The following is a 26,466-nucleotide window of genomic DNA, read 5'->3' on the forward strand; positions in this document are numbered from 1 at the left end:
ATATCGCTCTTTTTTTATCGCTATGTATTGGAGGATTAGCCTTTGTCAGCTAATTCTCTAATAGCACGTCGGTCGAAAGTTAAACGGTTGTTTTCGCTTGTTTTGATGACCACTTTTGATTCATCAATGTAGTCGATTTCACCGTGTAAACCACCGATTGTGACGATTTTATCGCCTTTTGATAAAGATTGCTGCATCTGACGCACAGCTTTTTGTTGCTTTTGCTGTGGACGGATTAACAAGAAGTAAAGCACAGCAAACATGACAACAATCATAATGATTGAACCCATACCACCATCCATTCTATCTCACCCCTTTCTAAAGCATTGTAAAGCTTTTCGTTTATGCGTTAAAAGTTTTTCGCATTCGGTTTGTTAAAGCCATAACGCTCAAAAAACTCTTCTCTAAAATCACCTAAACGATCCTCACGGATAGCTTCTCTCACTTGCTCCATTAATTTTAACAGAAAATGAAGATTATGATAAGTTGTTAATCGAATTCCGAACGTCTCATTTGTACGGATTAAATGTCTAATATAAGCACGTGTGTAGTTTTTACATGTGTAGCAGTCACAGTTTTCATCGATTGGTCTGAAATCACGCTCATATTTAGCATTTTTCACAACAAGGCGTCCTTCACTTGTCATCAGCGTACCGTTTCTTGCAATTCGCGTAGGCAGTACACAGTCAAACATATCGACACCTCGAATCGCACCGTCAATTAATGAATCTGGCGAGCCGACACCCATTAAGTACCTTGGCTTGTCTGCCGGTAAAAATGGCGTTGTAAACTCCAGCACACGGTTCATCACATCTTTTGGTTCACCAACAGATAAACCTCCAATGGCGTATCCTGGGAAATCAAGTGAAACAAGGTCTTTTGCACTTTGTTTACGAAGCTCTTCGTATTCTCCGCCCTGTACAATGCCAAACAGCCCTTGATCCTCTGGACGCTGGTGCGCTGTTAAGCAGCGCTCTGCCCATCTGCTTGTCCGCTCTACAGAACGTTTCATATAATCGTACTCTGCTGGATACGGAGGGCATTCGTCAAATGCCATCATAATATCTGAGCCGAGCGCATTTTGAATCTCCATCGCTTTTTCAGGAGAAAGGAACAACTTATCTCCATTTAAGTGATTACGGAAGTGAACGCCTTCTTCTTCAATTTTTCTAAATTCACTTAAAGAAAACACTTGGAAACCGCCTGAATCTGTTAGAATCGCTCGATCCCAGTTCATAAATTTGTGCAGGCCGCCTGCTTCTTTGACAATGTCATGCCCCGGGCGCAGCCATAGATGATACGTATTGCTTAAAATGATGCCTGCTTCCATTGCTTTTAACTCTTCAGGCGCCATTGTTTTCACTGTAGCCAGTGTACCAACTGGCATAAATACAGGTGTTTCAAAGGAGCCGTGCGGTGTATGAACGCGTCCAAGACGTGCACCTGTTTGTTTGCATGATTTAATGAACTCATAACGTATCGGTAATTGCGACAAAAATGAGCCCTCCTGTCTTTGTTGTATGATGTTATTGAATCAGCATGGCATCGCCAAAACTGAAGAATCGATATTCCTCTTTTACAGCCTCATTGTACGCTTTTAGGACGTGTTCTCGTCCAGCTAATGCACTGACAAGCATAATTAAAGACGATTTCGGCAAGTGGAAATTCGTGATCATGCCATCAATTGCCTTAAATGTATAGCCTGGGTAAATAAAAATCGACGTCCAGCCGCTTGACGCTTTGAATTCACCATCATAAGTACTTGCAATGGTTTCAAGCGTTCTTGTCGAAGTTGTTCCGACTGAAATAATCCGTCCGCCTTCTTTGCGCACGCGATTAAGTTCTTCTGCCGTTTCTTCATTCATTTCGTAAAACTCTGCGTGCATTTCATGTTCTTCAATGCGTTCAGCACTGACCGGTCGAAATGTGCCAAGCCCTACATGGAGCGTAATAAACGCAATATGCACTCCTTTTGCTTTCAGTGCATCCAGCAGTTCATTTGTAAAGTGAAGACCGGCAGTAGGCGCAGCAGCGGAACCAACTTCTTTGGAATAGACGGTTTGATAACGCTCACGATCGTCAAGCTGCTCTTTAATGTAAGGAGGCAGCGGCATTTCACCTAAAGATTCAAGTACTTCATAAAAAATGCCTGTATACTGAAACTCAACTTTTCTTCCGCCATGTTCCAGTTCTTCTGTACATACCGCTTTTAATCGTCCATCACCAAATGTAATGACTGTTCCGTTTTTCACACGTTTTGCTGGTTTCACGAGCGTTTCCCATTTGTCTCCTTCTTCTTGTTTCAAAAGAAGCAGCTCCACTTTAGCACCCGTATCCTCTTTCGTTCCAAATAGACGTGCAGGCAATACACGTGTATTGTTTAAAACGAGACAATCACCCTTTTGAAAGTAATCTGTGATTTGCGAGAATGTATCATGTGTGATGCCACCTGTTTGTTTATTTAAGACCATCAGTCTTGATGCATCTCGTTTTTCAAGCGGCACTTGTGCAATCAATCTTTCTGGTAAATCAAAATCAAATAGTTCTAACTTCATTTCCTTCACCTATTCTGTAGTTAACTAGTTAACGTTATTTCATCCGTCCGAAGACATTGAGTAAAATGGTTAGGACGATGCTAATGACAATGCATGTAATCACAGGAAAAAAGAACGTTACGTTCCCTTTTTTCACGAAAATATCGCCTGGAAGTTTCCCAACCAATTGAAACACTAAACCAGCGGCAAAAAGGACACCACCTAAAATCATCAACATTTTAGGGAATTCAGTCACGAATCGGAACCTCCATATGAAAATGTTCATACGCTTCTCTTGTGACGACCCGCCCTCTTGGTGTTCTTTGCAGAAAACCAATTTGCAGTAAATACGGTTCGTACACATCTTCAATCGTATGTGATTCTTCTCCAATTGTCGCTGAGATCGTATCAAGTCCAACAGGACCGCCTCTAAATTTTTCAATCATACTTAAAAGCAGTTTATGATCGATATGATCAAGTCCGAGTCTGTCAACTTGCAGACGCTCAAGAGCATCTTCTGCAATGTCTTGTGTGATCGCATGATTTCCAAGCACCTGCGCAAAATCTCTCACTCTTCTGAGCAGACGATTGGCGACCCTCGGTGTGCCTCTAGATCTTCTTGCAATCTCTTCAGCTGAACGAATGTCGATCCCAATCTCAAACAGCTCGGCTGTTCTTGCTACAATGTGAGCCAAATCTCTTTGCTCATAGTATTCCAATCTTGCATGAACCCCAAACCTATCACGAAGCGGCGCTGTTAAAAGCCCAACACGGGTTGTAGCACCTACAAGCGTAAATGGCGGTAAATCAAGCCGCACAGAGCGTGCTGTATCTCCTTTTCCAATCACGATATCTAGACAAAAGTCCTCCATCGCTGGATATAGCACTTCCTCTATTGAACGCTGCAAGCGATGAATTTCATCAATAAACAGAACATCGCCAGGTTCAAGAGATGTTAAGATCGCCGCCAAATCGCCAGGGCGTTCAATCGCTGGTCCAGACGTTGTACGCAGCTGAACATTCATTTCATTGGCAATGATCGACGCAAGCGTTGTTTTCCCAAGTCCCGGCGGCCCATATAAAAGGACGTGATCCAGTGTTTCCTGCCTCATTCGGGCAGCTTCAATAAATACGCTGAGATTATCCTTTACTTTCTGCTGGCCAATATATTGACTAAGCGTCTGTGGACGCAGACTTTGCTCAATGGCTGATTCATGGTTGTCTGCTTCAGTTGAGACGAGCCGTTCATCCATGAGACATCACCCTATTTCAACATTTTTTGTAAAGCTTTTTTCACATATTGATCGGTTGTAAGATTCTTCTCTTCTTTTAATAAAGGAAGAACCTTTTTGATTTCACGATCACCATACCCAAGGACACTTAAGGCTTCAACCGCTTCATCTAAAGCGCTTTGCTGCGTTTCAATCTGGATATGATCCTCGTGGTTAAATAAGTTTCCTATCATTTCAGGCACCACATCTGCGAGCTTCCCTTTCAGATCTAGAATGATCTGTCGTGCTGTTTTTTTGCCAACACCCGGGAATTTAATGAGGAAAGCTTCATCCTCTCGTTCGATCGCTGAAATGACAGCGCCAGGGTCACCGGAAGCAAGAATCGCAAGCGCACCCTTCGGTCCAATCCCTGTGACATTTAACAGTTTTGTGAACAACGCTTTTTCTTCTCGTGTTTGGAATCCATATAACGAAAAAGCGTCTTCCTTTATGTAATGATACGTATAAATCGTTTCTTGTTTTGTTACTCGATAGATAAACGGATTTGGGGTATAGACTTGATATCCCACTCCGCCGTTTTCAATGACAACATATTGCGGGCACACATAATCAATGGTCCCTTTTACAAACTCTATCACCGTTTTCACCTCTTTGACTGTTCTCCATTGTAACATAAATCGAAGAGAAAACCGTAATAAAAGTTAACATACGTTCGCTCAGCCTTTTTTCATCGTCAACCCATGAAAAAGAGCTTGCGGTCTTCACACCAGCAAGCTGTCATACGATTAAAACGATTGTTCATTTCGGTAAGGTTTCATGACTTCAAGCACATGCTCAAATTCATCTTTTGTTCGAAACGGAATGCCTTGTGCGAGCTGTTGCTCTACATGACTTTCCAAGCGGGACGTATCAATTTGAAAAAAGAGATGAATAGGCTCCGCCCACCCGTCAGGCCTTCCATGAAACGTAGAAATCACGCCGTCTTCTGATAATCCGATATATCCATTTGCTTTACTTAAAGGCGATATATCGTCAATTTGCTTTCTAAAAAGGGCAAAATCTTCTCGCTGTTCTACCAATGTCCAGCCCTTATACTGGGCCCAAAATGTGTCTTTGTCTTCTAATGATGCCCGCTGTCTTTCAATACTTACATCGCCGTCTAGATAGACCTTTTCAAGCTGAACGTTGATGGTTTTTGACTCTTTTTGCAAGTGTTCTGCTGCTTCCATATCAACAGCGAAAAAGAGTACACTTGTCATGATAAGCCCTGTAACGAAATACTTTATTTTCATTTTCACTATTTACACCTCTTTAGAACATAAGATCGATGCATGACATATGTAGTTTGACCCATTTTGCTCCACATTAACCAAATCGATGTCTTGACACATATTGAGAGTCTTTCGTTGTATCCTTCGTGCGTAAATGTTATGTTTTATACAATCCATTGCTCTACCGAATCACATGGTTTTTTCATCATTCGTTTTTCAGCCGCATAAACTGAAACCAAAGAAGGTGAAGTCAATGTCAGATGTCAAAAGATTAGCCGAATCGATTCAGTATCAAGAAGAAAAGCGTTTTAATAAGCTCGTCTTTAAACCGGCTGAGCTTGAGCTGTGCGGCAAAGGAAGAAGTGCCTATGTATTTTCATACAAAAAAGACGACAAAAAAATGGCGTTAAAAGTCTTTTTTCCTTCTTATCGAAACATCGCCCGCAAAGAGGCTGCAATTTACGAAAAACTTTCCGGCTCCTCATATTATCCTGAGATTTACGAGTCTGGGGATCAGTATATTTTAATGGAATATATTAAAGGTTATACTTTCTATGAATGCCTGACAAAAGGAATTCCGATCAAAAAACAAATGATTGAACAAGTAGATGATGCGCTGGAAGAAGCACGCGCGAAAGGTTTAAATCCTTCTGATATTCATCTGCGAAATTTAATTTTAACAAAGGATGGCCGCGTCAGGGTCATTGACGTCGCCCGCTTCACGCAAACGAAAACATGTCATCAATGGGATGATTTAAAAGCTGCATACGCCTATTATCAAAAACCTTTTTTCCCGAAAAAAGCGCCGCGTCTGTGGCTTGAAGTGATTGCCTATTTGTATAAGAAAAACTGGCTGTCTCGAGGTCAGCTGAACAACCGAAATGATTTTACTGCATAATGAAAGCCGCTCGAAAAGAGCGGCTTTCAGATTGTTGACAAAGGGCTAAAATGAACTTTATTTTAGCCCTTTGTCTTCTTTTCAGCGTGATAGAAAACCTTTGCAGCCCTAGGAAGGACGAGTACCGGCGCGGAACGAATTTGACATTCGTGAGCACCGGCACGCAGGACTGACACCGAATGCGAGGGTTTGTCTACACGCTGAAAGCCGCTCTCTTTGAGCGGCTTTTAGTTTTATTCTGTTTCTACATGGATACTATTCACATTTAATAGGTTAATGATTTCATTATTCAGCTTAAACCAATGATTGGCTTCCTCAATTTTTTTATACACATCATAGGTAGCTGGACGTTTCAGCTCGAAATCGAGCACTTCCCCATTGTTCATATGAAATGTTACCTTAAATACTTTCATCATAAGATCACCTTCCACTCTGTCTTGTTCACTAACCGAATCGGTCAGCTCTTTTCATTCATTCTCTATTCAATCCGTTTCCCCTGCTTCTTTCCTTCTAAACACAAGAAGTTTAAATTTTGTTTAAATTCGCACAACATATCTATCTATATACTCTTCAAAAGAAGTATATTGAATGAAAAGGAGGCTGTCTTTATGAAACAAAAGAAAAAACGAACATCTCCAGAGAGACAAACAGTTCTATTTCATTTAACAGATGCCCTCATCCCAAGTATTGAAACGATGGCGATTGCAGTAAAAGCATTTTTCCACCTCGTGAGAAAAGCCATTTCAGCCGTTTTATAAAACCCCGCACTAGAGGAGTGCGAGGTTTTTTTAGGATTGATAGATTTGACTGCCTTGATTGATAAACTCTTTTGCCTTCTTCTCCATCTCTCTTTTCACTTCTTCTGATTGGTTGCGGATGTCATGGGATATTTTCATACTGCAAAACTTTGGTCCACACATGGAACAGAAATGAGCGGTTTTAGCACCTTCAGCAGGCAATGTTTCATCATGGAATGCCAGCGCTCGTTCTGGGTCAAGTGACAGATGAAATTGATCCCGCCATCTGAATTCAAATCTCGCTTTTGATAAGGCATCATCACGCTTTTGAGCAGCAGGATGTCCTTTTGCTACATCAGCTGCATGTGCGGCGATTTTATAGGCGATGACACCTTCTCTTACATCTTCTTTGTTCGGCAGACCTAAATGCTCTTTTGGTGTCACATAGCACAGCATGGCTGTTCCATACCAGCCGATCATCGCCGCACCGATCGCGGATGTAATATGATCATATCCCGGTGCAATATCTGTTGTTAGAGGACCTAACGTATAAAAAGGTGCCTCTTTGCATATCTCCATCTGCTTATCGACATTCTCTTTGATTTTATCCATTGGAACATGACCAGGTCCTTCAATCATGACCTGTACATCATGTTTCCAAGCGATCTCTGTCAATTCCCCTAACGTTTCCAGCTCTGCAAACTGCGCTTCGTCATTTGCGTCCGCAATGGATCCAGGTCTGAGCCCGTCCCCAAGCGAAAAGGCAATGTCATATGTTTTCATGATTTCACAAATTTCTTCAAAATGGGTATACAGAAAGTTCTCTTGATGATGAGCGAGACACCATCTTGCCATAATGGCTCCGCCTCTTGAAACAATTCCAGTGACCCGGTCGACTGTGAGCGGAATATACCTTAACAGGACGCCCGCATGAATGGTGAAGTAGTCAACCCCTTGCTCTGCCTGTTCAATTAATGTGTCTCGGTATACTTCCCACGTCAAATTTTCTGCGATTCCATTCACTTTTTCAAGTGCCTGATAAATTGGAACCGTTCCTACTGGGACTGGGCAATTGCGGATAATCCATTCTCTCGTTGTGTGAATGTCCTTTCCTGTAGACAGGTCCATCATCGTATCTGCCCCCCATCTAATTGCCCATGTCATCTTCTCCACCTCTTCTTCAATGGACGACGTCACAGCTGAATTGCCAATATTCGCATTAATTTTCACGTGGAAATTCTTCCCGATGATCATCGGCTCACTTTCAGGATGGTTGATATTAGCTGGAATGACCGCTCTTCCACTAGCCACTTCCTCTCTAACAAACTCAGGACTTAGCTGTTCTCTCAAAGCGATAAACTCCATTTCAGGCGTAATGATGCCCTTTTTTGCATAATGCATTTGCGTCACACAAGCACCTTGTTTCCCGCGGAGCGGTATATGATGAAAATCTGTCTGGGCAGCTTGAAAGGATTCTTTCCCGTTCAAGCGATATCCATTATCTTCTGGCTTTACTTGACGCCCTTCATAGCTTTCAGTATCTTCTCTTTCTTTAATCCATACTGATCTCAGGCGCTTTAATCCCTTTGTGACATCAATATGAGCCTCCTCATCTGTATACGGTCCACTTGTATCGTACACACGAATCGGTTCATTTTGGATATCACCTGCTTGTGTCACTGTATTTGTGAGCACGATTTCTCTTTTTGGCACCAAAATGTCAGGTCTCGAGCCTTGTTCATATACCTTTCGACTGCCTTCAAAGTTTGATAATAAAGATTGCGTTGATGGAACATTTGTCTTTTCATTCATTTGCTGTTCTCTCCTTCTTTTCGTGTGACCGGTCAGGATGGAATCAGCACCAGCAAAAAACCAGATTCTATGTAAAGAACCTGGTTTCGTCGTCAGAAAAAAACATGTATGCCATTCATATGGCACATGTATCATCTTCAACTTCCCCACGCTGGTACGAGCCAGATCAGGTCCAAAGGGTTAAGAAGCTTGTCTTCTCTCTCAGCCCGCATTTCCGGGCACCCCTAGTCACTTATATTGATTTCCACAACAGTGTAGCATAGCTGAGAAATGAAAAAAAGAAGTTTCAGGAAAATAGTTCCTTTCCCCTACAATGAATACACGATCTTCACGATATACATCTTTCTATACACGATTTATCTCTCTCATTTCGATTAAATCAGAAATAATCATTGATCCTTTTCTCCTAATATGTATAATTAATCTAAACGGAGAATTTTTATACAAACATGATTCAAAGGAAGTTCTAGTCGATTGCAAACATTTCTTACATTTATCGTCGTTGGATTCTCAATTGCTCTACCTGTTGGAGCGATCACGGTTGAAATGACAAAGCAGGGATTAAAAAACGGATTCTTTCATGGATTAACTGTAGGCGCTGGTGGTATGACCATCGATATATTGCTCATCTTGGCTTTATATGCTGGATTTGCTCAATTTTTATCTTTGCCCTTTATCCAAATTCCGCTCTGGCTGATCGGTGCCATCTTTTTAATGATTCTTGCCTACGATTCGATTAAAAATGCGGATCAAGACATCCATTTAGCAGGAGAAAAAGTGAATAAATCATTCACCAAAACATACCGAAATGGGTTGCTCGTCGCGGTATCCCCTGGAAACCTTGTGTTCTGGGTATCTGTGTTTGGTGCTGTACTGGCAGATGCTTATACGAATACAAATTCATCTGAATTTATATTGGCTGCTGCGGGTATTTTGGCAGGGATTCTTCTTCATGACATCGGTCTTCTCACGATTGTTTCCCTAACAAGAAAAGTGATGAATCGAACAATGATTAAGTGGACATCCATTATTGCCGGTATTTTATTACTTGGATTTGGCTGTTATTTCTTTTATGAATTTTATATCGGGATCAAAGTTTATTTTTAAAGAAAGGCTAAAGTTCGTCATGAACTTTAGCCTTTTTTATTCCAGCCTATCGGGTCATGCCTGTCTGACCTGTTTCAAATTGCGTTTTTCTCATATCTCTGAAGCGTGTAAATGCGCCTTCGTCTTTAATGACTTGGACAGCTCTACCATCTGCATAACGATTCGCTGCTTCTTCTACTTGTGATACACCCTCTGATGTCAAGCGCCCATCTGTTTTAAGAGCAATATACACATTTTCATCCGTCACCATGACTTGTGAGTCTGTCACATGGTTCATTTTGTTCACTCGGTTGGCAATTTTTCTTGAACGCTGGATGTTCTCTTGTTTATCGTAGCCAGAGAACGACATTTGGTTATGATAGTTCATATCTCCATGACTGTAGCGTCCATCTCCACCAGTAAGCGGCATTCTCACTTGATCCTGTGTAGGGCGTGAACGATCATCAACATTCGTTGTATTTCTTCCATTCATTCCCTCCATAAGCTCAGAAACCGGTCCTTGATGATCTTGATTGTTGTCTGTTGCCTGTTGATTGGAGTGGTATCCAACTGGCTGGCCAGATTGATTATGACGTGTATCTACACCCGCATTGTTATTTGTACCACATGCCGTTAATCCAATAGGTAGAAGCACTAAGGCGATTGTTTTTTGCCATTTTTGTCTCAAACGAAAAACCCCCTGTACAAATTGAATCTCATGAGCGCAAAACAGGCTCTGTATTAGCATGTACAGTTGAGGACAAAAACAAGCTGTCAGTTATAAACAAAAAAAGGAACGATTGAGATCGTCCCTTGTGTCATTAATCTTCTTCGTCTTCTTCTGGTCTTGCAAAAACAGATGGGTTTTGATAAGGCTGCTGCATATAAGGCTGAGCTGGATAAGCACCCATTTGACCATATGGAACAGGATTTGGATAATGTCCAGGCCATGGCTGATGATGCTTCATCCCATCATCGCATCCGCAGTCTTCCTTGCCATATGCTTCATTTGGAGCGTTTGGATAAAAGCCTTGATTGGCATTCGCATTCGCTCCTGCATTTGGATGCATATGGTGGTGCCAGTGATGCCCGTCGTTTGCATGATGCTCATGATGTTCACCGTAATAAGCCGGTGCTTGATACGCAGGATAATAAGGCTGAGCCGCCGGGTAAGGATACGGCATCATGTGATGGTGATAATACGGCTGTACCGGATAACAAAGGCCTGATCCCGGTAAAATAGGAGAAGCGGGTACCATTTGCTGCGGATATGGATACATTGCTGGCATGTAATGACCATAACCATAATAAGGATCATATGACTCTTGATGATGGTGGTGATGCTCTTTATTTTCAGCCATGCCCCCTACTGCTGCCCCTCCAACATTCGGCATTTGCGGGAAATTAGGAAGGTTTGGGTAATTACTATGTTCCATATCTTTTCCCTCCTCTTTTTGATGTGGGATATGAATGAATGGATCATATCCCTTTGCCACTTCATCTTTGAAATGATCCTTATTTTCATGATGAAAATGGTCCTTGTGATCTTTATGATCCTTTTTCTCATGAACATGATCTTTCTTTTCATGAACGTGATCTTTTTTCTCATGATGTTCTTTTTTGGGAGGAGGCGTGAATGGCTGGTAGAGATTCGTCTGATAATAGTTTACATCAACTTGTGGAAAAACTGGCTGTTCAATCTTTGGTACTGGTGGCACATAAGGTACCGGTTCATTCGGCTTTTCCTTCGGCTTCGTATCTTGAACTTGCACGACATCCTTTGGCTTTTCTTTTACATACGGGTGTTCTTTTGCTTTTGGCATTTCTTTTGCTTTGTGATGATCGGTTTTGACAGGAACACCACTAGATGGAATTTTGATTTTCATTCCTGGCATAATCAAATCTGGATTACTGAGCTGCGAATTTAATTTTTTCAATTCTTGAAAGTCGACTCCGTACTTCTTTGAAATTTTCCAAAGGGAGTCTCCTTTTTGCACAATATGAATTTTCAACGTTTTCCCCTCCTATGCAAAACGTGAACGTAGCGGTTATGTCAGAAGTACAATATGTTTCAACATAAATTTATGCCTATTTACAAGCCGATATGATAAAAACTTGTTTTCTGATAGGAGGGGACACTTCATTATTTAATGGTCAGCATCTTATTTAAAGCGAGCAATGCCTCTTTTGTCGTCTCTTCATTCACTTGAATCAAACCGACTGGCTCCCCTTTTTCAATGCTTTCAAGTGACCATAGTAGATGAGGCAGGTCAATACGGTTCATTGTCAAACATGGACACATATCTGGATTGAGGGATTCGATTTGTTTGTCAGGGTGCTGGTCAATGATGCGTTTCACTAAATTCATTTCTGTTCCAATGGCCCACTTGCTTCCTGCTGGTGCCTGCTTGATCGTATCAATAATAAATTTCGTTGAACCAGCTAGATCAGATGCCTTTACGACTTCATGCGTACACTCTGGATGAACAAGAATCTGTATGTCACGGTCTCGTTTTCTCGTTTGTTCAATATTCTCAATGGTAAATTTCTCATGAACAGAGCAATGACCTTTCCATAAAATCATTTTAATTCGATGAAGCGGTTGATCGGTGATGAGCTTTTCTTCTATTTGATCCCAGACAGCCATTTCCTCTAGCGGAATCCCTAAATCATAGGCCGTGTTACGCCCTAAATGCTGATCAGGAAGAAAAAGAATTCGCTCTTTTTGGGTCAGCGCCCACTCCAATACTTTTTTAGCGTTTGAAGATGTGACAGTCGATCCGCCATGTTTGCCGACAAATGCTTTAATATCAGCCGTTGAGTTTACATAAGTCAGTGGAAGGATCGTATCTCCAAACAGCTCAGTGAGCTGATCCCACGCCCTGTCTGTTTGTTTCATATTCGCCATATCTGCCATTGAACAACCTGCTCTCATATCTGGCAAAAAGACGTGCTGATTCTTTTTTGATAGCATATCGGCCGTTTCTGCCATAAAATGAACCCCGCAAAATACAATGTATTCTGCTTCGTGATTGTCAGCAGCAATTTGTGCAAGCTGCAATGAATCACCTGTCACATCAGCAAATTGGATGACTTCATCTTTTTGATAATGATGACCCGGTATAAAAAGCTTTGATCCAAAGGCGCGTTTAATCTCTAATACTCTCTCTTTCATTTCATCATAAGAGCGCAGTTTATATTCATCTGGCATCATGGCTGTATGTTGCGCTGCTAACACATCAAGCATGGACATGAGTCGTTCCCCCTTTATGGCTGAATTCCATATTCATACTAAAATCGAATGATGGAGCAGAATGTGTGAGGAATCCAAGTGAAATAAGGTCTACACCTGTCCCCCGGTAGTTAGCCACATTCTCTAACGTGATGCCGCCTGATGCCTCAGTCAATATGGTTTCAGGGGTCATTTGTTTAAAGCGCTTCACTTCGTCTGGAGAGCAGTTGTCAAACATGATGACATCTGCTTTGGCTTCAATGGCTTCCATCAGCTGTGCTTCTGATTCAATTTCCACTTCAATTTTCACCATATGACCGGCGTATGCTCTTGCTTTTTCCACAGCTTCCCTGATAGAACCACAAGCCGCAATATGATTATCTTTAATCATCACCCCATCGGATAAGCCGAAACGATGATTCTTTCCGCCTCCGACTTTTACTGCATACTTCTCCAGCATGCGCAAACCGGGTGTCGTCTTTCTCGTATCACAAATCGTAATAGATGGATCAGCTAATCGCTCTACTGCTTCATGCGTTAGTGTAGCAATCCCTGTCATTCTTTGTAGGATATTCAACACCACCCGCTCCCCTTTCAGCAAATCGTTGACGGGGCCTGTTATTTGTGCCAGTACAGCCCCTTCATGAATCCAATCACCTTCCTGGAAAAACAGCTCAGTTTGAACTTGTTCATTCAGCAGTTTGTATCCCATATCAATGACTTGTGTCCCGGCCAATACGCCTGATTGTTTCGCCATGATGTAAGCTGTTCCTTTCTTGTCTCCAAAGATGGCATCAGCGGATACATCTCCAAACCCAATATCTTCTTTTAAAAAATGAGTGAGCATTTGCTTTAACTGTAAACGTTCCATTTGGCACCAATCCTTTCATTTTTTACGATGTAAATATGGCCCTGTTCATGTACAATCTGTTTTGCTCGCCACGAAGCATCGTGCCGATTTGGATAATCGGTGCGATAATGACCGCCCCTGCTTTCTGTTCGGAGTAATGCGGATTTGACAAGGCACATGGCTAAAGCCCATTGATTCGTTATTTCGATCTGTTCATTTGTGATATTCTTCACATTGATTTGCTGAAAAGAGACTTGTTCTAAATGATCGAGCAAAGTCTGTAAGCCTTTCTCATCTCTCACAATTGCGGCATATGCTGTCATCCATTTTCTGAGCTGAGCCAGTGACACCGTTGGGACAGACCATACTTCTTGAATGGAAGGAGCAAGGTTTTTATCTTGCCGGGCTTGCAACCGCTCAATATACCGTGCTGCGTTGTTTCCTAAAACGAGACCTTCTAAGAGCGAATTACTTGCCAATCGATTGGCGCCGTGTAAACCTGTACAAGCTGCTTCACCAATGGCAAAAAGTGATGGAACTGTTGTTTCTCCATGTTCATTCACCTTAATTCCACCCATTAAAAAGTGCATACCGGGTGAAACTGGCAGCCTTCTGCTTGCCATATCAACTCCCGCACGCTGACACATTGAAGCAATCGCAGGAAAACGTGCAGAAAAATACGGAATATCACGGATGTTCAGATAAATGGAATGACCGAGTTGCTGCTCATGGAAAATGGTCCTTGCCACCACATCTCTAGGCGCTAAATCGCTCTGCGGGTGAATTCCTTCCATGATCCGCCTGCCTGATTCATCTTCTAAATAGGCGCCCTCTCCCCTGACTGCCTCTGATACGAGACCGATCGCTTTACCTGAAGTGGTCAAAAGGGTCGGATGGAATTGCACAAATTCGAGATCTACTAGCTGTGCCCCTGCGCGATAGGCCATCATCAGACCGTCTCCTGTCACAGACGGATCATTTGTGTTTGTTTCATATAAGGACCCACAGCCGCCAGTGGATAATACAACTGCATCTGCGGTCATTGTATGTACATGACCTTTTTCGTCTTTCCACACGACACCGGTACATACCCCTTCATGAACTAATAGATCCATGACATAATGGTTTTCATATACATGAATGTGTGAGCCGAGCTTCCCTTTCAAAAACTGCACGAGGGTTTTTCCTGTTTGATCTCCCCCTGCATGCAGAATACGATGGGTCGTATGGGCTCCCTCTTTACCTAACTGCGGAATTCCCGTTTCATCTCGATCAAATGGGCAGCCCTCTTCTACGAGCTTCTTTACAAGATCTTTTCCATGACGGACGATCTCCTGTACAGTTTTGTCATCATTGTGACCACACCCCGCAGCTAAAGTGTCTTGCACATGCTGATCGACAGAATCATGTGAAGAAAAGGCTGCAGCAATTCCCCCTTGTGCGAGCATGGAATTACTAGAGGAAAATTGTTTTTTTGTCATCATAATGACTTGGCAGTTCTCTGAGATCGTATTCACAAAGGAAAGAGCCGCAATGCCCGACCCCACCACAATGACTTTTTTGATAGATGACACAATTGCCCCTCCTGTCATTTACACCTGTCTTGACACATATCATTACACAACACTACAATAAATACAAGAAAAAATTTTCACACAGGAGATGGATGGATTTGATTTATTTAGATTATGCAGCTTCTACACCTGTTTCTGAGGATTCACTGCATGTATTTCAGCAGTTGAGCAAAGAATGTTACGGAAATGCGAGCAGCCTGCATGATGCAGGAGGAAGAGCAAATGAAATCTTGGCTTACAGCAGACAATCACTTGCAGCGATTCTAGGGGGCGAACCTGATGGTATTTACTTTACAAGTGGCGGAACTGAATCCAATATCCTTGCGATTCAATCGATCATAAATGGACTACCTCCACATAAACAGCATGTCATTACCACATCAGTAGAGCACCCTTCCGTTCATCATGCGGTCAATGCCTTGGAGCGTCTCGGTGTGAAGGTGACGGTCATAGAACCGAATCAAGAAGGAATCATCACAAAGGAGATTCTCAAACAGGCTCTATTGCCTGAAACCGGACTAGTATCCATCCAGCATGCCAACTCAGAAACTGGGATTATTCAGCCATTAGCTGAATTAGCAACGCTCTTAAAAGAAAGAGATATTCTTTTTCATACAGATGCCGTGCAGACATTCGGAAAAATGCATGTGTCGATTAAAGAACTTGGGGTCGATGCCCTCTCCATTTCGAGTCATAAAGTGTATGCACCTAAGGGCGCCGGTGCTGTCTATATGGGGGCACATGTCCCTTGGAAGCCTATATATCAAGATACTGTACAGGAAAATGGTCTACGCCCAGGGACAGTGAACGTTCCATGCATCGGTGCTTTTGTTGCCGCGAGCGAGCAAATCATGCTGAAAATAGAGCATCAGCAGCAGCTGGATATTCAGCTTCGTGATTATTTTCTTCAGCAGCTAAAAAAACGGAAGCTGTCTGTCCGCATGCTGCAAGAAAGTGACCAGCGCCGCACGCTGCCTCATATTATTGGTTGTTTTTTTGAAGGGTTTGAAGGACAATATGTAATGTTAGCTTGTAACCGGCATGGGATTTGTATATCCACAGGAAGTGCGTGCGCTTCTGGTTATCACCACCCTTCCCCTGCTGTGAAGGCATTACATGTATCAGATCGTGATGCCCTTCAATTTATTCGACTATCATTTGGACGAGGATCATCAAAGGATGACATCGATCAGCTTTTGCATACATTTGAGAGCTTGCAAAAGGAGAAGAAAGGAGCATAAAACGTGGAACAAGAGAGAAAACTCATTGGCGAAGAAAGAAGAAACGCCATTTTAAAGTGGCTACAAGAGACTGATACACCACTCACCGGAAGTTTTTTAGCTAAAAAAGCCGCTGTCTCACGACAAGTCATTGTACAAGATATTTCATTACTCAAAGCAAAAAACGAACCCATTATTGCCACAAGCCAAGGCTATGTGTATATGGCGCAGCATACACCGGAAACTGAAATTGAACAGATTATCGCTTGCAAGCACGATCCTCATCGTACAGAAGAGGAGCTGACACTGATTGTAGACTACGGTGTAACGGTGAAAGACGTGATCATTGAGCACCCTGTCTACGGGGAGCTGACGGCCTCTATTCGAGTGAGTACGCGCAAACAAGTGGCTGACTTCGTTCATCATATTTCTAATACGGGCGCCTCCTACTTATCAGAGCTGACAGACGGCGTACACTTACATACCCTTACTTCATACAGCCAAAAGCAGCTTGACCAAGCCATTCAAGCGCTTGATGACGCTGGATTTCTCATTAAAGACTAAAAAAATAGTGTCCCCAAGAGGACACTATTTTTCATTCGTTAATTCATATGTTTGATAGCTGCCGAGTAGTTTCACTTCACAGCCAATCGCTTCTAATTCTTGAATGGCCCCAGGGACAAGTACATCATCCATCTCTTTTTCGATATCAATGATAAATAAATAGTGTCCAAGGCCTGTTTTTGTCGGACGCGATTCAATTTTGGACAAATTGAGATTCCGCCATGAAAAAGCTGATAACACGCGGTGCAATGCACCAGACTGATCATCCTTTGGCAGGCTGACAACAATGGTCGTTTTTGGCTTTGAAGAAAAACCAGAATTCATTGGGAACGATGCCTTCGCCTCTTTATGTAAAATAACAAAACGTGTATGATTGTGCGGATAATCATGAATGTCTTTTTTCGCAATCGTCAATCCGTACGTTTTTGCGGCGATTTCATTCGCAATCGCACCAACAGCTTCATCTGGATGCTCACTGATGTATTTTGCTGCATAGCCTGTTGATTCCACTGGCCGATGCGGAATATCAGGGAACTGTCTCTTCAAAAATTGATGACACTGCGCAATGGCGTGCGGATGTGACTGAATCACATCTAATGTCTCCCAGCTCTCCGCTCTCGATGGATGGACAAGCAGGTGCTGGCGAATCGGTGCTGTCATTTCGCCCACAATGGACAAAGCGTCCTCATGAATTAAATAATCAATTGTTAAGTTCACAGATCCTTCGAGTGCATTTTCAAGTGGAACGACCGCCAAATCTACTTCTCCCTTTGACACGGCATCCATACATTGCGGAATGGTTGCATAAGCCCGCTGCTCTGCATCTTTTGGAAAACAAGAACAGACAGCCAAATGAGTAAATGTGGCCTCTGGTCCAAAGTAACCTACCGTTAATTGCTTCATCTGCTATGATCTCTCCTTTTACGCCCCAGAACCTAGAATTTCAACTTTTTCGACAAATTCAAGTTTTCTTAATTGATTCATGACTGTATTGATATCATCTGCCATGCCGGCCGTACTGATCGACAAGGTGACATTCGCTCTTCCTTGCAGCGGAATCGTTTGGTGAATGGATAACACATTACAGCCAGAGTCAGCCACAATTTGCAGTAGCCTAGACAAAGCCCCAGACCGATCCTCCAGGTGGAAAAACAATGTGATGATCTGCTCTTTGACCATTGTATAAAATGGAAAAACAGCATCTCGATATTTATAAAAAGCACTGCGGCTTAAATCCGCTTTTTGAACAGCATCGGCAACTGAATCCGCTTTTTTGCGATCGAGAAGCTTTTTGACTTCAAGCGTTTTTCGCATCGCATCCGGAAGTACATCCTCTCTTACTAAATAGAACGTTTCTTCTTTCACCTGTTTTCTCCCCTTTTAAAAACGGGAGAGCCCATGAACTGGACCCTCCTTTTGATCAATCGATAAATTCAAATTCAAATTCAAGCAGACGAATGATGTCTCCATCTTTTGCACCACGTTCACGCAGGGCATCATCAACGCCCATTCCGCGCAGCTGTCTAGAGAATCGTTTCACTGACTCGTCTCTTGAGAAATCTGTCATCTTAAACAGTCGCTCAAGTGCTTTACCAGTTAAGACAAATGTACCATCAGGATCTCTTGAGATCTCAAATGCTGCTTCTCCTTCATCAAACTTGTACATCACACGGTTATCAGAGAGCTCTTCTTCATTGTAGAGCGGGAATTCCGGTGTTGTTTCAAGCTGATTGGCGATTTCAAATAAGAGCTCACGAAGCCCTTCTCTTGTGATCGCACTAATTGGGAACACTTTATAGTCATCTGTTAATTTTTCTTTAAATGCCGCTAGATTGTCAGCTGCATCCGGCATGTCCATTTTGTTCGCTACAATGATTTGCGGACGCTCTGTCAATCTCATATTGTATTGCTCAAGCTCTTCGTTAATCGTCACGTAATCTTCGTATGGGTCACGCCCTTCAAGTCCAGACATATCAATGACATGGACAATGACACGTGTACGTTCAATGTGGCGTAAAAATTGATGACCTAAGCCAACACCTTCGTGCGCTCCTTCGATCAGTCCTGGCAGATCCGCCATGACAAAGCTTCGGTTATCGTCTGTTTCAACAACTCCGAGGTTTGGCACAAGCGTTGTAAAATGATAATCCGCAATTTTTGGTTTCGCAGAAGAGACAATCGAAAGCAGCGTTGACTTCCCGACACTTGGGAAACCAACAAGTCCAACATCTGCAAGTACTTTTAATTCTAAGATGACGTCACGTTCTTTACCTGGCTCACCGTTTTCAGACAGCTGTGGTGCAGGGTTTGCTGGTGTTGCGAAGCGTGAATTTCCACGTCCGCCACGTCCACCTTTGGCAATCACAGCCCGCTGTCCATGCTCTGTCAAGTCAGCTAGTACTTGTTCCGTCTCAGCATCTGTCACAACTGTACCCGGCGGAACTTTAACAATCATTTCTTCCGCATTTCGGCCATGCTGGTTTTTACTCATTCCATGCTCACCGCGGTCCGCCTTGAAATGACGCTTATAACGAAAGTCCATTAACGTTCTAAGTCCTTCGTCTACTTCAAATACTACATCTGCACCATTTCCGCCGTCGCCGCCAGCTGGCCCGCCTTTTGGCACATATTTTTCACGACGGAACGCCACCATACCGTTTCCGCCGTCACCGCCTTTAACATACACTTTAACCTGATCTACAAACATAACTTCCTCCGTTTCTCTGCATCACATATCTCGTTCTTGCCTCAAACAAAGCTCAATCATGGACTCATGATTCGTCACATGAAATTGCGTTATACTCATACATGGATAGTTTGCGTCATGAAACGCATTTAACGCATCCAAACTTGTTAATTTTCCTTTGAAATCAAAATATAAGATCACATCATTCTCTTCATGATCCGTTTGGAAAGTGACCGTTAAATGATTTTCAGTTTTTTGGCAAACTGATTGATCGAATATCGAAAACAACTCCCGTGATACCGTTAGCAGCTGCGATTCATATGCTGATAAGTCTCGGGTTTCACCAAGCACTTCATATTCTAGGGTGATAAAATGCGACTCCCAATTAAAGGTTAGAAAGTAATAGGCCAATTGGGGAATTTTTAAATTTGAGAGTTTGGATTCATGCTGTGCTTCAATGACCATTTCTTCTATTATTTCGAACACTCGGTCATATTTTTCTAATGTCAAGTTGCCTTTGATTAACTGCAATTTATTCATCCAGTCGTGTCTTGAACGACTAAGCAGATGGATCAATTCATTCGTTAATGCAACGTGAGTTAATTTTTCGTTTTGTTTACTTGGTATCTCTTCCATTATCGCACTCCCAATCGTTTGGTCTCTCTTTTAGGAGTCTTATCATCAATATGTCTCCCTGAATTATAACAGAGAAGACAGCTTAGAAAAACACTAGTTATGTGAGGAAAGGTTGTTTTTTCTGATCGTATAGGAGAAAATGAGGCAAAGTCAGCAAACATTCTTTGATATTTATGGAGTGCATCTTCTTTTATCATCTTCGGTACTACTTGTAAAAAGCGCAAAAGCTCCCTGAATAGTGAAAAAAACTCCAGTCAATGACCGGAGTTTTTAGCAATTATTGTGCCGCAGGATATACGCTCACTTTTTTACGGTCACGACCGAAACGTTCGAATTTAACTGTTCCGTCGATTTTAGCGAAAAGAGTGTCGTCGCCTCCGCGTCCAACGTTTTCACCTGGATAGATTTTCGTTCCACGTTGACGATAAAGGATAGAACCACCAGTTACGAATTGACCATCAGCACGTTTAGCGCCTAAACGTTTAGACTCAGAGTCACGTCCGTTCTTTGTAGAACCTACCCCTTTTTTAGATGCGAAAAATTGAAGATCTAATCTAAGCATGAAGTTCACCTCCTATTTTTTTGTAGATATTCTCACATAATCGTGATAATCTCGTTCAATTGTTTCTAAGGAAACGACCATGCCTTCTAAAAGCAACTGGGCTTTTTCAAAGGTGACTGGATCTGTATCAGCTGGCAGTTCAAAAGAGAAATACCCGCCTTCATCTCCAATATCAAGCAGTGGATCCATTCCTGTCAGTGCAATAATTGAATTGACTGACCCGAAAACAACAGCAGATACACCTGCACAAACGAGATCCTGACCTTTTTCAGCAAACTCGGCATGTCCAGTCATCTGAAAAGACGTAATGCTTTCATCTGCTGGCGACCGAGTAATGGTTGCTTTGATCATATCACTCACACGCCTTAAGCGTTGATTTTTTCGATAACAACTTTAGTGTAAGGTTGACGATGACCTTGTTTCTTGTGGTTGTTTTTCTTCGGTTTGTACTTGAACACAGTAATTTTTTTACCGCGACCTTGTTTTTCAACTTTAGCCGTTACTGTTGCTCCAGCAACTGAAGGGTTACCCACTTTGACAGTGTCTCCGCCGACAAACAATACGTTTTCGAAAGTAACTGTTTCACCTGCTTCAGCAGCTAGTTTTTCAACATAAACAGTTTGACCTTCTTCAACTTTTACTTGTTTGCCACCAGTTTCGATAATTGCGTACATCTCTGCACCTCCTAATAAACTCAGACTCGCCGAATACAGGGGGCCAATAGGCACTTTACACCTGCTCCGCGCGGTTGTAGCACGGGTGCTACATATCCATAACATTAAAAAATATATCAAATTAGACGCTGAATGTCAATGTATTTTCACCATTAGTACGGCAAAAGAAGATCTTCCATGGAAGAGGTGGTTCTTCGATCTGAAAAATAAGCATGGAGCAATTCATTTTCATCGAGCTGGCTCATTTTCACACCATTCCGTTCGATAATAATGGGATGCTTACAGCCCCTTTGGAATCGCGCCATCACTTCATATATTTTCTCCTCAGCACTGGCTCTCAGCGGAATGAGTTTCTCTACCTTTTGCTCTTTTTTACCGTAATAACGTTCTAGTAAAAAACGTACCCTGATATAATGCCGCTGCCGGTGCTCCATCACAAGCGAGTAGGCTAAAAAAGTGAGCAGGATCCAGCCGTTGAATTGCAGCGGAGCAAAACAGAGTAACCCTGCTGTCAAAAGACCGAAAAAAATGAGTGAGCCTTTTATTGCAAGGGCATGTGCCTGTTGGAAAGGGTAAAAAACAGATAAGAGCAAAAAGAATAATTTTCCGCCATCAAGCGGCCAAATGGGCAAAAGGTTCACTAGAAAAATCGCTATATTATAAAAAGTAAACATCGTAAAGACGTCATATGAAATAAGTGAGGCTTCCATGAGAAGCCAGGCGACGAGCTGGAGCGGGACATGCTGAAGCGGTCCGCATAAAATGACCGCCAGTTCTTCTTTTAGCGGACGGTTGCCATGCTCTTCTACTTCTACCGCCCCGCCAAATGGCAGTAAAAAAATCCGCCGAATCCGCCAGTGATAATAACAAGCAGCCGCTGCATGTCCAAGCTCATGGACACAGACGATGATGAGCAAACAAAGCAGCGGCTTAATTTGACCTGATAGCATGGCAAATGCCATGACTATCCAAAGGAGCGGGTGAACATGGACCTTTGTCAGCATGAGCAGCCATCTATTCAAAGGTCATCACCTGAATGGGATCAATAAACTGTTCATTTTGCTTAATGGCGAAGTAATATGTCCCCTTCCCTTGTTCATCAAGCGCAATTTGACCAATTTTTTCCCCCTTATCGACAAAATCGTATAAAGCCACATCAGCTTCTTTTAGTTGGCCGTACCAGCTGTAGCTGTTATCTGCATGCTGCACCACGACTGTGAGCCCTGTATCACTTTTCTTTTTCACTTCTACGACATAGCCTTCTTTCATACTATCGATGGCTTCAGCAGATGTTTCAACTTTGACTCCGGCACCATTTTGCGTGAAGGATTCCTGTACTTTTCCAGAGGCAGGGACAGCCAGTTCTTGATTGGCTTGTACGTCCTTTTGCCCTTCTTTTCTATCGGTTAAAAAGGCAAGTGGGTTTCCGACAGTTTTCTCAAACCACCTGTTGGCGGCGGCAAATTGAAAATCTTGTTCAAAGGTTTGACTGATCATCGGCTTCAGCTGCTGAAAAGGCCCCGCCTGCCCTTTAAATGAAATAGCGGCAATCAGTACAAGAGAGGCAGAAAGTAAACATTTAAGCACAAACGTATTTGAATGAAATAACGGATGGCGAAATTTTTTCGTTTGGTGAGACGTTGACTCGTAGGAAGCCGAGCCAGAATGCTTTTCTTCTTCTGTTAACATGACCCATGGCGGAACATCATCTCTCTTCTTGAAAGCTGCCTTCTTAGGGGCAGCAGCTGGCTGCTTCATTTTGCGGCGCTGCGCTATTTTCTTTCGATACTCGTCCACTCTTTTCATAAGATCACCCTTTACATACAAACAGTTTGTACATTTTATGTGGCGACCTCATATGATATGCAACAAAAAGACCGATTCTCATCGAATCGGTCTCATCTCACGTGAATCATTATGCCCTTACACCGAAAAATGCTTTCAGCTTTGCAAACATCCCTTTGTTTTCTTCTTCAAAGGATTGAAGAGGAACAGATTCACCTAGTACGCGGCGAGCAATATTGCGATACGCAATGGAAACTTTATTTTTAGCATCCATGACAATCGGTTCACCATTGTTTGAAGCCTTAATGACATCATCATCATCGGCTACAATGCCGAGAAGATCAATTGATAAATGATGGACAACTTCATCCACATCCATCGAATCGCCATTTTTCGCCATGTGTGTACGAATGCGGTTCACAATCAAACGAGGCGGTTCAATATCCTCTTGTTCCAGCAAGCCGATAATTCGGTCTGCATCTCTCACAGCTGAGATTTCAGGTGTCGTGACCACAATCGCTTTGTCAGCACCTGATACAGCATTTTTAAAGCCTTGCTCAATTCCAGCAGGGCAATCAATGACAACATAATCAAAGTCTTGTTTCAATGATTGAATTAATTCTTTGATCTGCTCCGGCTCTACCGCCGTTTTATCGCTTGTTTGAGCAGCAGGTAAAAGATACAAAAGATCCTCGAACCGCTTATCCTTCACAAGCGCTTGGTGAATCTTGCATCTTCCTTCTACTACATCGACTAGATCATAAATAATGCGGTTTTCAAGCCCCATCACGACATCTAAATTCCGAAGGCCGATGTCGGTATCAACTAGACACACTTTTTTCCCTTGAATTGCTAGTGCTGTGCCTAAGTTTGCAGATGTTGTTGTTTTGCCAACGCCGCCTTTTCCTGAGGTAATCACAATAGCCTCGCCCAATTTCACATTCCTCCCTCAAGCCTTGTCAGATTAGGTCTTATATGAGCCAATTGCTGCAGGCGTTCAATGATCATATTGCCATCTATATCTAAATAAGCACATTCCATTTCATTTCCATCTTCTTTTTGATCCGGTGCACGGTTAAACACTTGTGCGATGCGAAGCTGGGTTGGAATCATATGAGATGCCGCAATCACAGCTTGTTTGTTTCCATTACATCCAGCATGCGCTACACCTTTTAATGCACCGAGCACAAAAATATTCCCCCCAGCACGAATAGTTCCACCAGGGTTGACATCTCCTATTAATAAAAGATCCCCTTCGACATAAAGCACCTGTCCAGAGCGTACAATTTTTGCTACAGAAGTAATCTCAGCCTCTGCTTTTAAACGTCTGGCCTCTTCAGTTGACATGACGTCACTTTCAATAGAGTGAATGACGAGATGTTCATTTTCAGACACCGCTTCAGTTAAACGCGCCTCTTGATCCTCTGTTAAATATCGAAAACCAAGTTTAATATGCACATTGACTTTATGTCCTTCTCTTCCGTCTGTATATTGCTCAAGTAAAAGAACCTCTCGCAAGCCAGAAAGAAGGTCTTCAAACGAACAGTCATCATTTAACTGTAATGTTAATCCGTTTTTTGTACCTTTTATTGTCACATACTGCTGTTTTTGAGTTTTCAAGATGCTCACCTCAACAACATACTCATTTCGCCGTAATTGGACAAACTCCTGCTTTTATTCGTCGATCAGTCCTTGTTTCACATTGATGAAAAAGAGCCTAAGCGGCACAACAAGTATGAGAGACGCAGCAGTATTTAAAAGAATCGTTGGAATAAAGCGTTCGATGACATACGTATTAAAAGGCATAATACCTGGTTGAATCGTCGCTTGAACGCCGTACACATAAAACTCCATCACTGCAACAGCAATCATCGATAGAAAGACAACGACTAACATATTCGTTTGGAGGACTTTGAAGGCTTTTGCTAACAAATAGCAGAGCGCACCAAAGCCAAACATATGAACACCAAGAATACCTGTATACGAAATATCATATAAAAGTCCAAAGACAAATCCATAAATCACACCATATTTTTGATTCACAAAAGCTGTCATAAATACAAGTGCGAGTAAGATGAAATGAGGTGCTAAAATTTGATTATCTGAAACAAATGGGAGCTTCACTAAATCGACAAAAATACTGTCAAATACGAAAATAAACAACATGACGAAAGCAAGAAGGACACGTTTCACGAGCCTTCCTCCTTCGTTAATTGAGATGCATCTGCCGTACTTGTGCTGCGATTCACAACAATCACACGGTCTAAATTATTGAGTTCAGCAGCTGGTTCTACATAAATAATTTTTGTCAGTCCGTAATGGTCCGGCTCAATTTCGCTTACCTTCCCAATCGTCAAGCCCTGCGGGAATACGCCCCCTGCTCCAGATGTTTCAACAAGATCTCCTTTTTTGACATCCCCATCAGCATCGGATTTTAAAATGTTCATTGTCAGCATTTTTTTCTTGCTGTCATAACCGTTAATAATTCCATTGAGTTCTTCTTTGCCCTTTTTCGCAAAAATTTTCGTTGAAATTCTATTATTTTGATCTGTAGAGCTTAGCAACCTTACAGTCGACGTAAAATTGTTGAGCTTATCACTTTCAATTTTCCCAATTAACGCACCACTCTCATTGGTGACCGCCATATCTTTTTCAACGCCTTGTTTTTTCCCTTTATCAATCATGACAAAACTATCCCAAAGGGACGGGTTTCTCGCAATGACTGTTGAAAGTATGGGCGTGTAGTCACGAATAGAGTTCACATATCCGAGCTGCTTGCGAAGCTTTTTGTTCTCATCTTCTAGTTCTTGAAGTTTCGCCTCATATTGGGTTTGTCCATCAAGTTTTTTTCGAAGACGCTCGTTTTCATCATATGTGTTCTTTAAATCTTGTACGTTCCCATAAATACCGGCAATAAATTGTGATGGTTTATGAAAGACACCTTGAAAAAAGCCTGTCGTATCCCCCACTAATTTTTCCGGCCATGAAGCACCTCTGCCGCTTTTCACAGAAAAACCAATCATGGCCACCAGTACGATGACACAGACAAGGAGCAACATTAATCTTTTATTCATAAAAAACTGCGGCATGTCTTACACCTCTTTATTTACGCC

General features: G+C 42.4%; 32 protein-coding genes, 1 riboswitch and 1 other annotated feature. Of the genes, 5 read left to right on the plus strand and 27 right to left on the minus strand.

Annotated features, from left to right (window positions below; all coding sequences use genetic code 11):
- Nucleotides 1-35 precede the first annotated feature (35 nt).
- From yajC to BA79_RS06575, 7 genes are all read right to left on the minus strand, one after another.
- Nucleotides 36-302: a preprotein translocase subunit YajC gene (gene yajC / locus BA79_RS06545; protein WP_003216659.1), complete on the minus strand. Its 267-nt coding sequence runs from the start codon at nt 300-302 to the stop codon at nt 36-38.
- Between the two features lie 47 nt (nt 303-349).
- Nucleotides 350-1,495 carry a tRNA guanosine(34) transglycosylase Tgt gene (gene tgt, locus BA79_RS06550; RefSeq protein ID WP_017358121.1) on the minus strand — a complete coding sequence of 382 codons (1,146 nt, stop codon included), beginning with the start codon at nt 1,493-1,495 and terminating at the stop codon, nt 350-352.
- Nucleotides 1,496-1,526: 31 nt separating this feature from the next.
- Nucleotides 1,527-2,555 carry a tRNA preQ1(34) S-adenosylmethionine ribosyltransferase-isomerase QueA gene (queA, locus tag BA79_RS06555; RefSeq protein ID WP_035701724.1) on the minus strand — a complete coding sequence of 343 codons (1,029 nt, stop codon included), beginning with the start codon at nt 2,553-2,555 and terminating at the stop codon, nt 1,527-1,529.
- Between the two features lie 34 nt (nt 2,556-2,589).
- On the minus strand, nt 2,590-2,790 hold the full coding sequence (locus BA79_RS06560; RefSeq protein ID WP_008342752.1) for a DUF2905 domain-containing protein: 201 nt from the start codon (nt 2,788-2,790) through the stop codon (nt 2,590-2,592).
- A complete protein-coding gene (gene ruvB / locus BA79_RS06565; protein ID WP_007501501.1) occupies nt 2,783-3,787 on the minus strand; it encodes a Holliday junction branch migration DNA helicase RuvB in 1,005 nt (334 codons plus the stop codon). Before ruvB ends, BA79_RS06560 begins: the two co-directional genes overlap by 8 nt.
- 11 nt (nt 3,788-3,798) lie before the next feature.
- Nucleotides 3,799-4,404 (minus strand): Holliday junction branch migration protein RuvA, encoded by a 606-nt coding sequence (gene ruvA, locus BA79_RS06570; RefSeq protein WP_017358123.1) that lies wholly within the window; start codon nt 4,402-4,404, stop codon nt 3,799-3,801.
- A gap of 147 nt (nt 4,405-4,551) precedes the next feature.
- On the minus strand, nt 4,552-5,058 hold the full coding sequence (locus tag BA79_RS06575; RefSeq protein WP_411238095.1) for a BofC C-terminal domain-containing protein: 507 nt from the start codon (nt 5,056-5,058) through the stop codon (nt 4,552-4,554).
- A gap of 232 nt (nt 5,059-5,290) precedes the next feature.
- Here BA79_RS06575 and BA79_RS06580 point away from each other — a divergent pair, with 232 nt between their 5' ends.
- Nucleotides 5,291-5,935, plus strand: coding sequence for a serine/threonine protein kinase (locus BA79_RS06580; protein WP_035701731.1), 645 nt, complete (start codon nt 5,291-5,293; stop codon nt 5,933-5,935).
- 233 nt (nt 5,936-6,168) lie between these two features.
- Here BA79_RS06580 and BA79_RS06585 read toward each other — a convergent pair whose 3' ends face one another.
- Nucleotides 6,169-6,351 carry a hypothetical protein gene (locus tag BA79_RS06585; protein WP_008342761.1) on the minus strand — a complete coding sequence of 61 codons (183 nt, stop codon included), beginning with the start codon at nt 6,349-6,351 and terminating at the stop codon, nt 6,169-6,171.
- Nucleotides 6,352-6,543: 192 nt separating this feature from the next.
- Here BA79_RS06585 and BA79_RS19540 point away from each other — a divergent pair, with 192 nt between their 5' ends.
- Nucleotides 6,544-6,693: a hypothetical protein gene (locus tag BA79_RS19540; protein ID WP_164071257.1), complete on the plus strand. Its 150-nt coding sequence runs from the start codon at nt 6,544-6,546 to the stop codon at nt 6,691-6,693.
- A 30-nt stretch (nt 6,694-6,723) separates the two neighbouring features.
- Here BA79_RS19540 and thiC read toward each other — a convergent pair whose 3' ends face one another.
- Nucleotides 6,724-8,484, minus strand: a complete 1,761-nt coding sequence (thiC, locus tag BA79_RS06590; protein ID WP_035702165.1) for a phosphomethylpyrimidine synthase ThiC — start codon at nt 8,482-8,484, stop codon at nt 6,724-6,726.
- 126 nt (nt 8,485-8,610) lie between these two features.
- Nucleotides 8,611-8,720, minus strand: a riboswitch (TPP riboswitch).
- A gap of 238 nt (nt 8,721-8,958) precedes the next feature.
- On the opposite strand from thiC, the gene BA79_RS06595 reads away from it, so the two are divergent.
- On the plus strand, nt 8,959-9,591 hold the full coding sequence (locus BA79_RS06595; RefSeq protein ID WP_035701732.1) for a LysE family transporter: 633 nt from the start codon (nt 8,959-8,961) through the stop codon (nt 9,589-9,591).
- 46 nt (nt 9,592-9,637) lie between these two features.
- Here the strand turns inward: BA79_RS06595 and BA79_RS06600 are convergent, their stop codons facing one another.
- From BA79_RS06600 to nadB, 5 genes are all read right to left on the minus strand, one after another.
- Nucleotides 9,638-10,258, minus strand: a complete 621-nt coding sequence (locus BA79_RS06600; protein WP_035701734.1) for a YhcN/YlaJ family sporulation lipoprotein — start codon at nt 10,256-10,258, stop codon at nt 9,638-9,640.
- A gap of 133 nt (nt 10,259-10,391) precedes the next feature.
- A complete protein-coding gene (gene safA, locus BA79_RS19800) occupies nt 10,392-11,582 on the minus strand; it encodes a SafA/ExsA family spore coat assembly protein (RefSeq protein WP_035701736.1) in 1,191 nt (396 codons plus the stop codon).
- Between the two features lie 131 nt (nt 11,583-11,713).
- Nucleotides 11,714-12,823, minus strand: coding sequence for a quinolinate synthase NadA (nadA, locus tag BA79_RS06610; protein WP_035701737.1), 1,110 nt, complete (start codon nt 12,821-12,823; stop codon nt 11,714-11,716).
- Nucleotides 12,810-13,673: a carboxylating nicotinate-nucleotide diphosphorylase gene (gene nadC, locus BA79_RS06615; RefSeq protein WP_017358129.1), complete on the minus strand. Its 864-nt coding sequence runs from the start codon at nt 13,671-13,673 to the stop codon at nt 12,810-12,812. Before nadC ends, nadA begins: the two co-directional genes overlap by 14 nt.
- Nucleotides 13,655-15,226: an L-aspartate oxidase gene (gene nadB / locus BA79_RS06620; protein ID WP_081826979.1), complete on the minus strand. Its 1,572-nt coding sequence runs from the start codon at nt 15,224-15,226 to the stop codon at nt 13,655-13,657. The genes nadC and nadB overlap by 19 nt, the downstream gene beginning before the upstream one ends.
- Before the next feature lie 92 nt (nt 15,227-15,318).
- Between nadB and BA79_RS06625 the strand changes: the two genes are divergently transcribed.
- Together BA79_RS06625 and BA79_RS06630 are read left to right on the plus strand one after the other, a co-directional pair.
- A complete protein-coding gene (locus BA79_RS06625; RefSeq protein WP_035701743.1) occupies nt 15,319-16,467 on the plus strand; it encodes an IscS subfamily cysteine desulfurase in 1,149 nt (382 codons plus the stop codon).
- A gap of 3 nt (nt 16,468-16,470) precedes the next feature.
- Nucleotides 16,471-17,010, plus strand: coding sequence for a transcription repressor NadR (locus tag BA79_RS06630; RefSeq protein WP_017358132.1), 540 nt, complete (start codon nt 16,471-16,473; stop codon nt 17,008-17,010).
- A gap of 24 nt (nt 17,011-17,034) precedes the next feature.
- Here BA79_RS06630 and pheA read toward each other — a convergent pair whose 3' ends face one another.
- The 13 genes from pheA to mreC form a co-directional block, all read right to left on the minus strand.
- Nucleotides 17,035-17,913 carry a prephenate dehydratase gene (gene pheA / locus BA79_RS06635; protein WP_007501516.1) on the minus strand — a complete coding sequence of 293 codons (879 nt, stop codon included), beginning with the start codon at nt 17,911-17,913 and terminating at the stop codon, nt 17,035-17,037.
- A gap of 18 nt (nt 17,914-17,931) precedes the next feature.
- Entirely contained in the window at nt 17,932-18,375 is a 444-nt protein-coding gene (locus BA79_RS06640; protein ID WP_008342790.1) for an ACT domain-containing protein, read from the minus strand.
- Between the two features lie 55 nt (nt 18,376-18,430).
- Entirely contained in the window at nt 18,431-19,717 is a 1,287-nt protein-coding gene (gene obgE, locus BA79_RS06645; protein WP_007501521.1) for a GTPase ObgE, read from the minus strand.
- A 21-nt stretch (nt 19,718-19,738) separates the two neighbouring features.
- Nucleotides 19,739-20,332 carry a sporulation initiation phosphotransferase B gene (locus tag BA79_RS06650; RefSeq protein WP_007501522.1) on the minus strand — a complete coding sequence of 198 codons (594 nt, stop codon included), beginning with the start codon at nt 20,330-20,332 and terminating at the stop codon, nt 19,739-19,741.
- 277 nt (nt 20,333-20,609) lie between these two features.
- Nucleotides 20,610-20,894: a 50S ribosomal protein L27 gene (rpmA, locus tag BA79_RS06655; protein WP_003216586.1), complete on the minus strand. Its 285-nt coding sequence runs from the start codon at nt 20,892-20,894 to the stop codon at nt 20,610-20,612.
- Between the two features lie 12 nt (nt 20,895-20,906).
- Nucleotides 20,907-21,245, minus strand: coding sequence for a ribosomal-processing cysteine protease Prp (locus BA79_RS06660; RefSeq protein WP_007501524.1), 339 nt, complete (start codon nt 21,243-21,245; stop codon nt 20,907-20,909).
- A 14-nt stretch (nt 21,246-21,259) separates the two neighbouring features.
- Complete coding sequence (rplU, locus tag BA79_RS06665; protein ID WP_003216781.1) at nt 21,260-21,568, minus strand: 50S ribosomal protein L21; 309 nt, start codon at nt 21,566-21,568, stop codon at nt 21,260-21,262.
- 12 nt (nt 21,569-21,580) lie between these two features.
- Nucleotides 21,581-21,654 (minus strand) — a sequence feature (ribosomal protein L21 leader region).
- A gap of 66 nt (nt 21,655-21,720) precedes the next feature.
- Entirely contained in the window at nt 21,721-22,590 is an 870-nt protein-coding gene (locus BA79_RS06670; protein ID WP_025207720.1) for a M50 family metallopeptidase, read from the minus strand.
- Complete coding sequence (locus tag BA79_RS06675) at nt 22,583-23,374, minus strand: M23 family metallopeptidase (protein WP_035701746.1); 792 nt, start codon at nt 23,372-23,374, stop codon at nt 22,583-22,585. Before BA79_RS06675 ends, BA79_RS06670 begins: the two co-directional genes overlap by 8 nt.
- Before the next feature lie 109 nt (nt 23,375-23,483).
- Nucleotides 23,484-24,287 carry a septum site-determining protein MinD gene (gene minD / locus BA79_RS06680; protein WP_017358134.1) on the minus strand — a complete coding sequence of 268 codons (804 nt, stop codon included), beginning with the start codon at nt 24,285-24,287 and terminating at the stop codon, nt 23,484-23,486.
- 2 nt (nt 24,288-24,289) lie between these two features.
- Complete coding sequence (gene minC, locus BA79_RS06685; protein WP_007501533.1) at nt 24,290-24,973, minus strand: septum site-determining protein MinC; 684 nt, start codon at nt 24,971-24,973, stop codon at nt 24,290-24,292.
- 54 nt (nt 24,974-25,027) lie between these two features.
- Complete coding sequence (gene mreD / locus BA79_RS06690) at nt 25,028-25,546, minus strand: rod shape-determining protein MreD (protein WP_025207721.1); 519 nt, start codon at nt 25,544-25,546, stop codon at nt 25,028-25,030.
- Complete coding sequence (mreC, locus tag BA79_RS06695; protein ID WP_007501536.1) at nt 25,543-26,442, minus strand: rod shape-determining protein MreC; 900 nt, start codon at nt 26,440-26,442, stop codon at nt 25,543-25,545. The genes mreD and mreC overlap by 4 nt, the downstream gene beginning before the upstream one ends.
- Nucleotides 26,443-26,466 lie beyond the last annotated feature (24 nt).

Source organism: Bacillus altitudinis 41KF2b, from assembly GCF_000691145.1.
In the GTDB taxonomy this organism is placed as follows: domain Bacteria; phylum Bacillota; class Bacilli; order Bacillales; family Bacillaceae; genus Bacillus; species Bacillus altitudinis.

What these genes read in the sequence shown, in the direction of transcription:
- yajC (WP_003216659.1), bottom strand. Translation starts at nt 302, where the DNA reads ATGGATGGTGGTATGGGTTCAATCATTATGATTGTTGTCATGTTTGCT.
- queA (WP_035701724.1), bottom strand. Translation starts at nt 2,555, where the DNA reads ATGAAGTTAGAACTATTTGATTTTGATTTACCAGAAAGATTGATTGCA.
- ruvB (WP_007501501.1), bottom strand. Translation starts at nt 3,787, where the DNA reads ATGGATGAACGGCTCGTCTCAACTGAAGCAGACAACCATGAATCAGCC.
- BA79_RS06575 (WP_411238095.1), bottom strand. Translation starts at nt 5,058, where the DNA reads ATGAAAATAAAGTATTTCGTTACAGGGCTTATCATGACAAGTGTACTC.
- BA79_RS06580 (WP_035701731.1), top strand. Translation starts at nt 5,291, where the DNA reads ATGTCAGATGTCAAAAGATTAGCCGAATCGATTCAGTATCAAGAAGAA.
- BA79_RS06585 (WP_008342761.1), bottom strand. Translation starts at nt 6,351, where the DNA reads ATGATGAAAGTATTTAAGGTAACATTTCATATGAACAATGGGGAAGTG.
- BA79_RS19540 (WP_164071257.1), top strand. Translation starts at nt 6,544, where the DNA reads ATGAAACAAAAGAAAAAACGAACATCTCCAGAGAGACAAACAGTTCTA.
- thiC (WP_035702165.1), bottom strand. Translation starts at nt 8,484, where the DNA reads ATGAATGAAAAGACAAATGTTCCATCAACGCAATCTTTATTATCAAAC.
- nadA (WP_035701737.1), bottom strand. Translation starts at nt 12,823, where the DNA reads ATGTCCATGCTTGATGTGTTAGCAGCGCAACATACAGCCATGATGCCA.
- nadC (WP_017358129.1), bottom strand. Translation starts at nt 13,673, where the DNA reads ATGGAACGTTTACAGTTAAAGCAAATGCTCACTCATTTTTTAAAAGAA.
- BA79_RS06625 (WP_035701743.1), top strand. Translation starts at nt 15,319, where the DNA reads ATGGATTTGATTTATTTAGATTATGCAGCTTCTACACCTGTTTCTGAG.
- pheA (WP_007501516.1), bottom strand. Translation starts at nt 17,913, where the DNA reads ATGAAGCAATTAACGGTAGGTTACTTTGGACCAGAGGCCACATTTACT.
- obgE (WP_007501521.1), bottom strand. Translation starts at nt 19,717, where the DNA reads ATGTTTGTAGATCAGGTTAAAGTGTATGTTAAAGGCGGTGACGGCGGA.
- BA79_RS06650 (WP_007501522.1), bottom strand. Translation starts at nt 20,332, where the DNA reads ATGGAAGAGATACCAAGTAAACAAAACGAAAAATTAACTCACGTTGCA.
- rpmA (WP_003216586.1), bottom strand. Translation starts at nt 20,894, where the DNA reads ATGCTTAGATTAGATCTTCAATTTTTCGCATCTAAAAAAGGGGTAGGT.
- BA79_RS06660 (WP_007501524.1), bottom strand. Translation starts at nt 21,245, where the DNA reads ATGATCAAAGCAACCATTACTCGGTCGCCAGCAGATGAAAGCATTACG.
- rplU (WP_003216781.1), bottom strand. Translation starts at nt 21,568, where the DNA reads ATGTACGCAATTATCGAAACTGGTGGCAAACAAGTAAAAGTTGAAGAA.
- BA79_RS06675 (WP_035701746.1), bottom strand. Translation starts at nt 23,374, where the DNA reads ATGAAAAGAGTGGACGAGTATCGAAAGAAAATAGCGCAGCGCCGCAAA.
- mreC (WP_007501536.1), bottom strand. Translation starts at nt 26,442, where the DNA reads ATGCCGCAGTTTTTTATGAATAAAAGATTAATGTTGCTCCTTGTCTGT.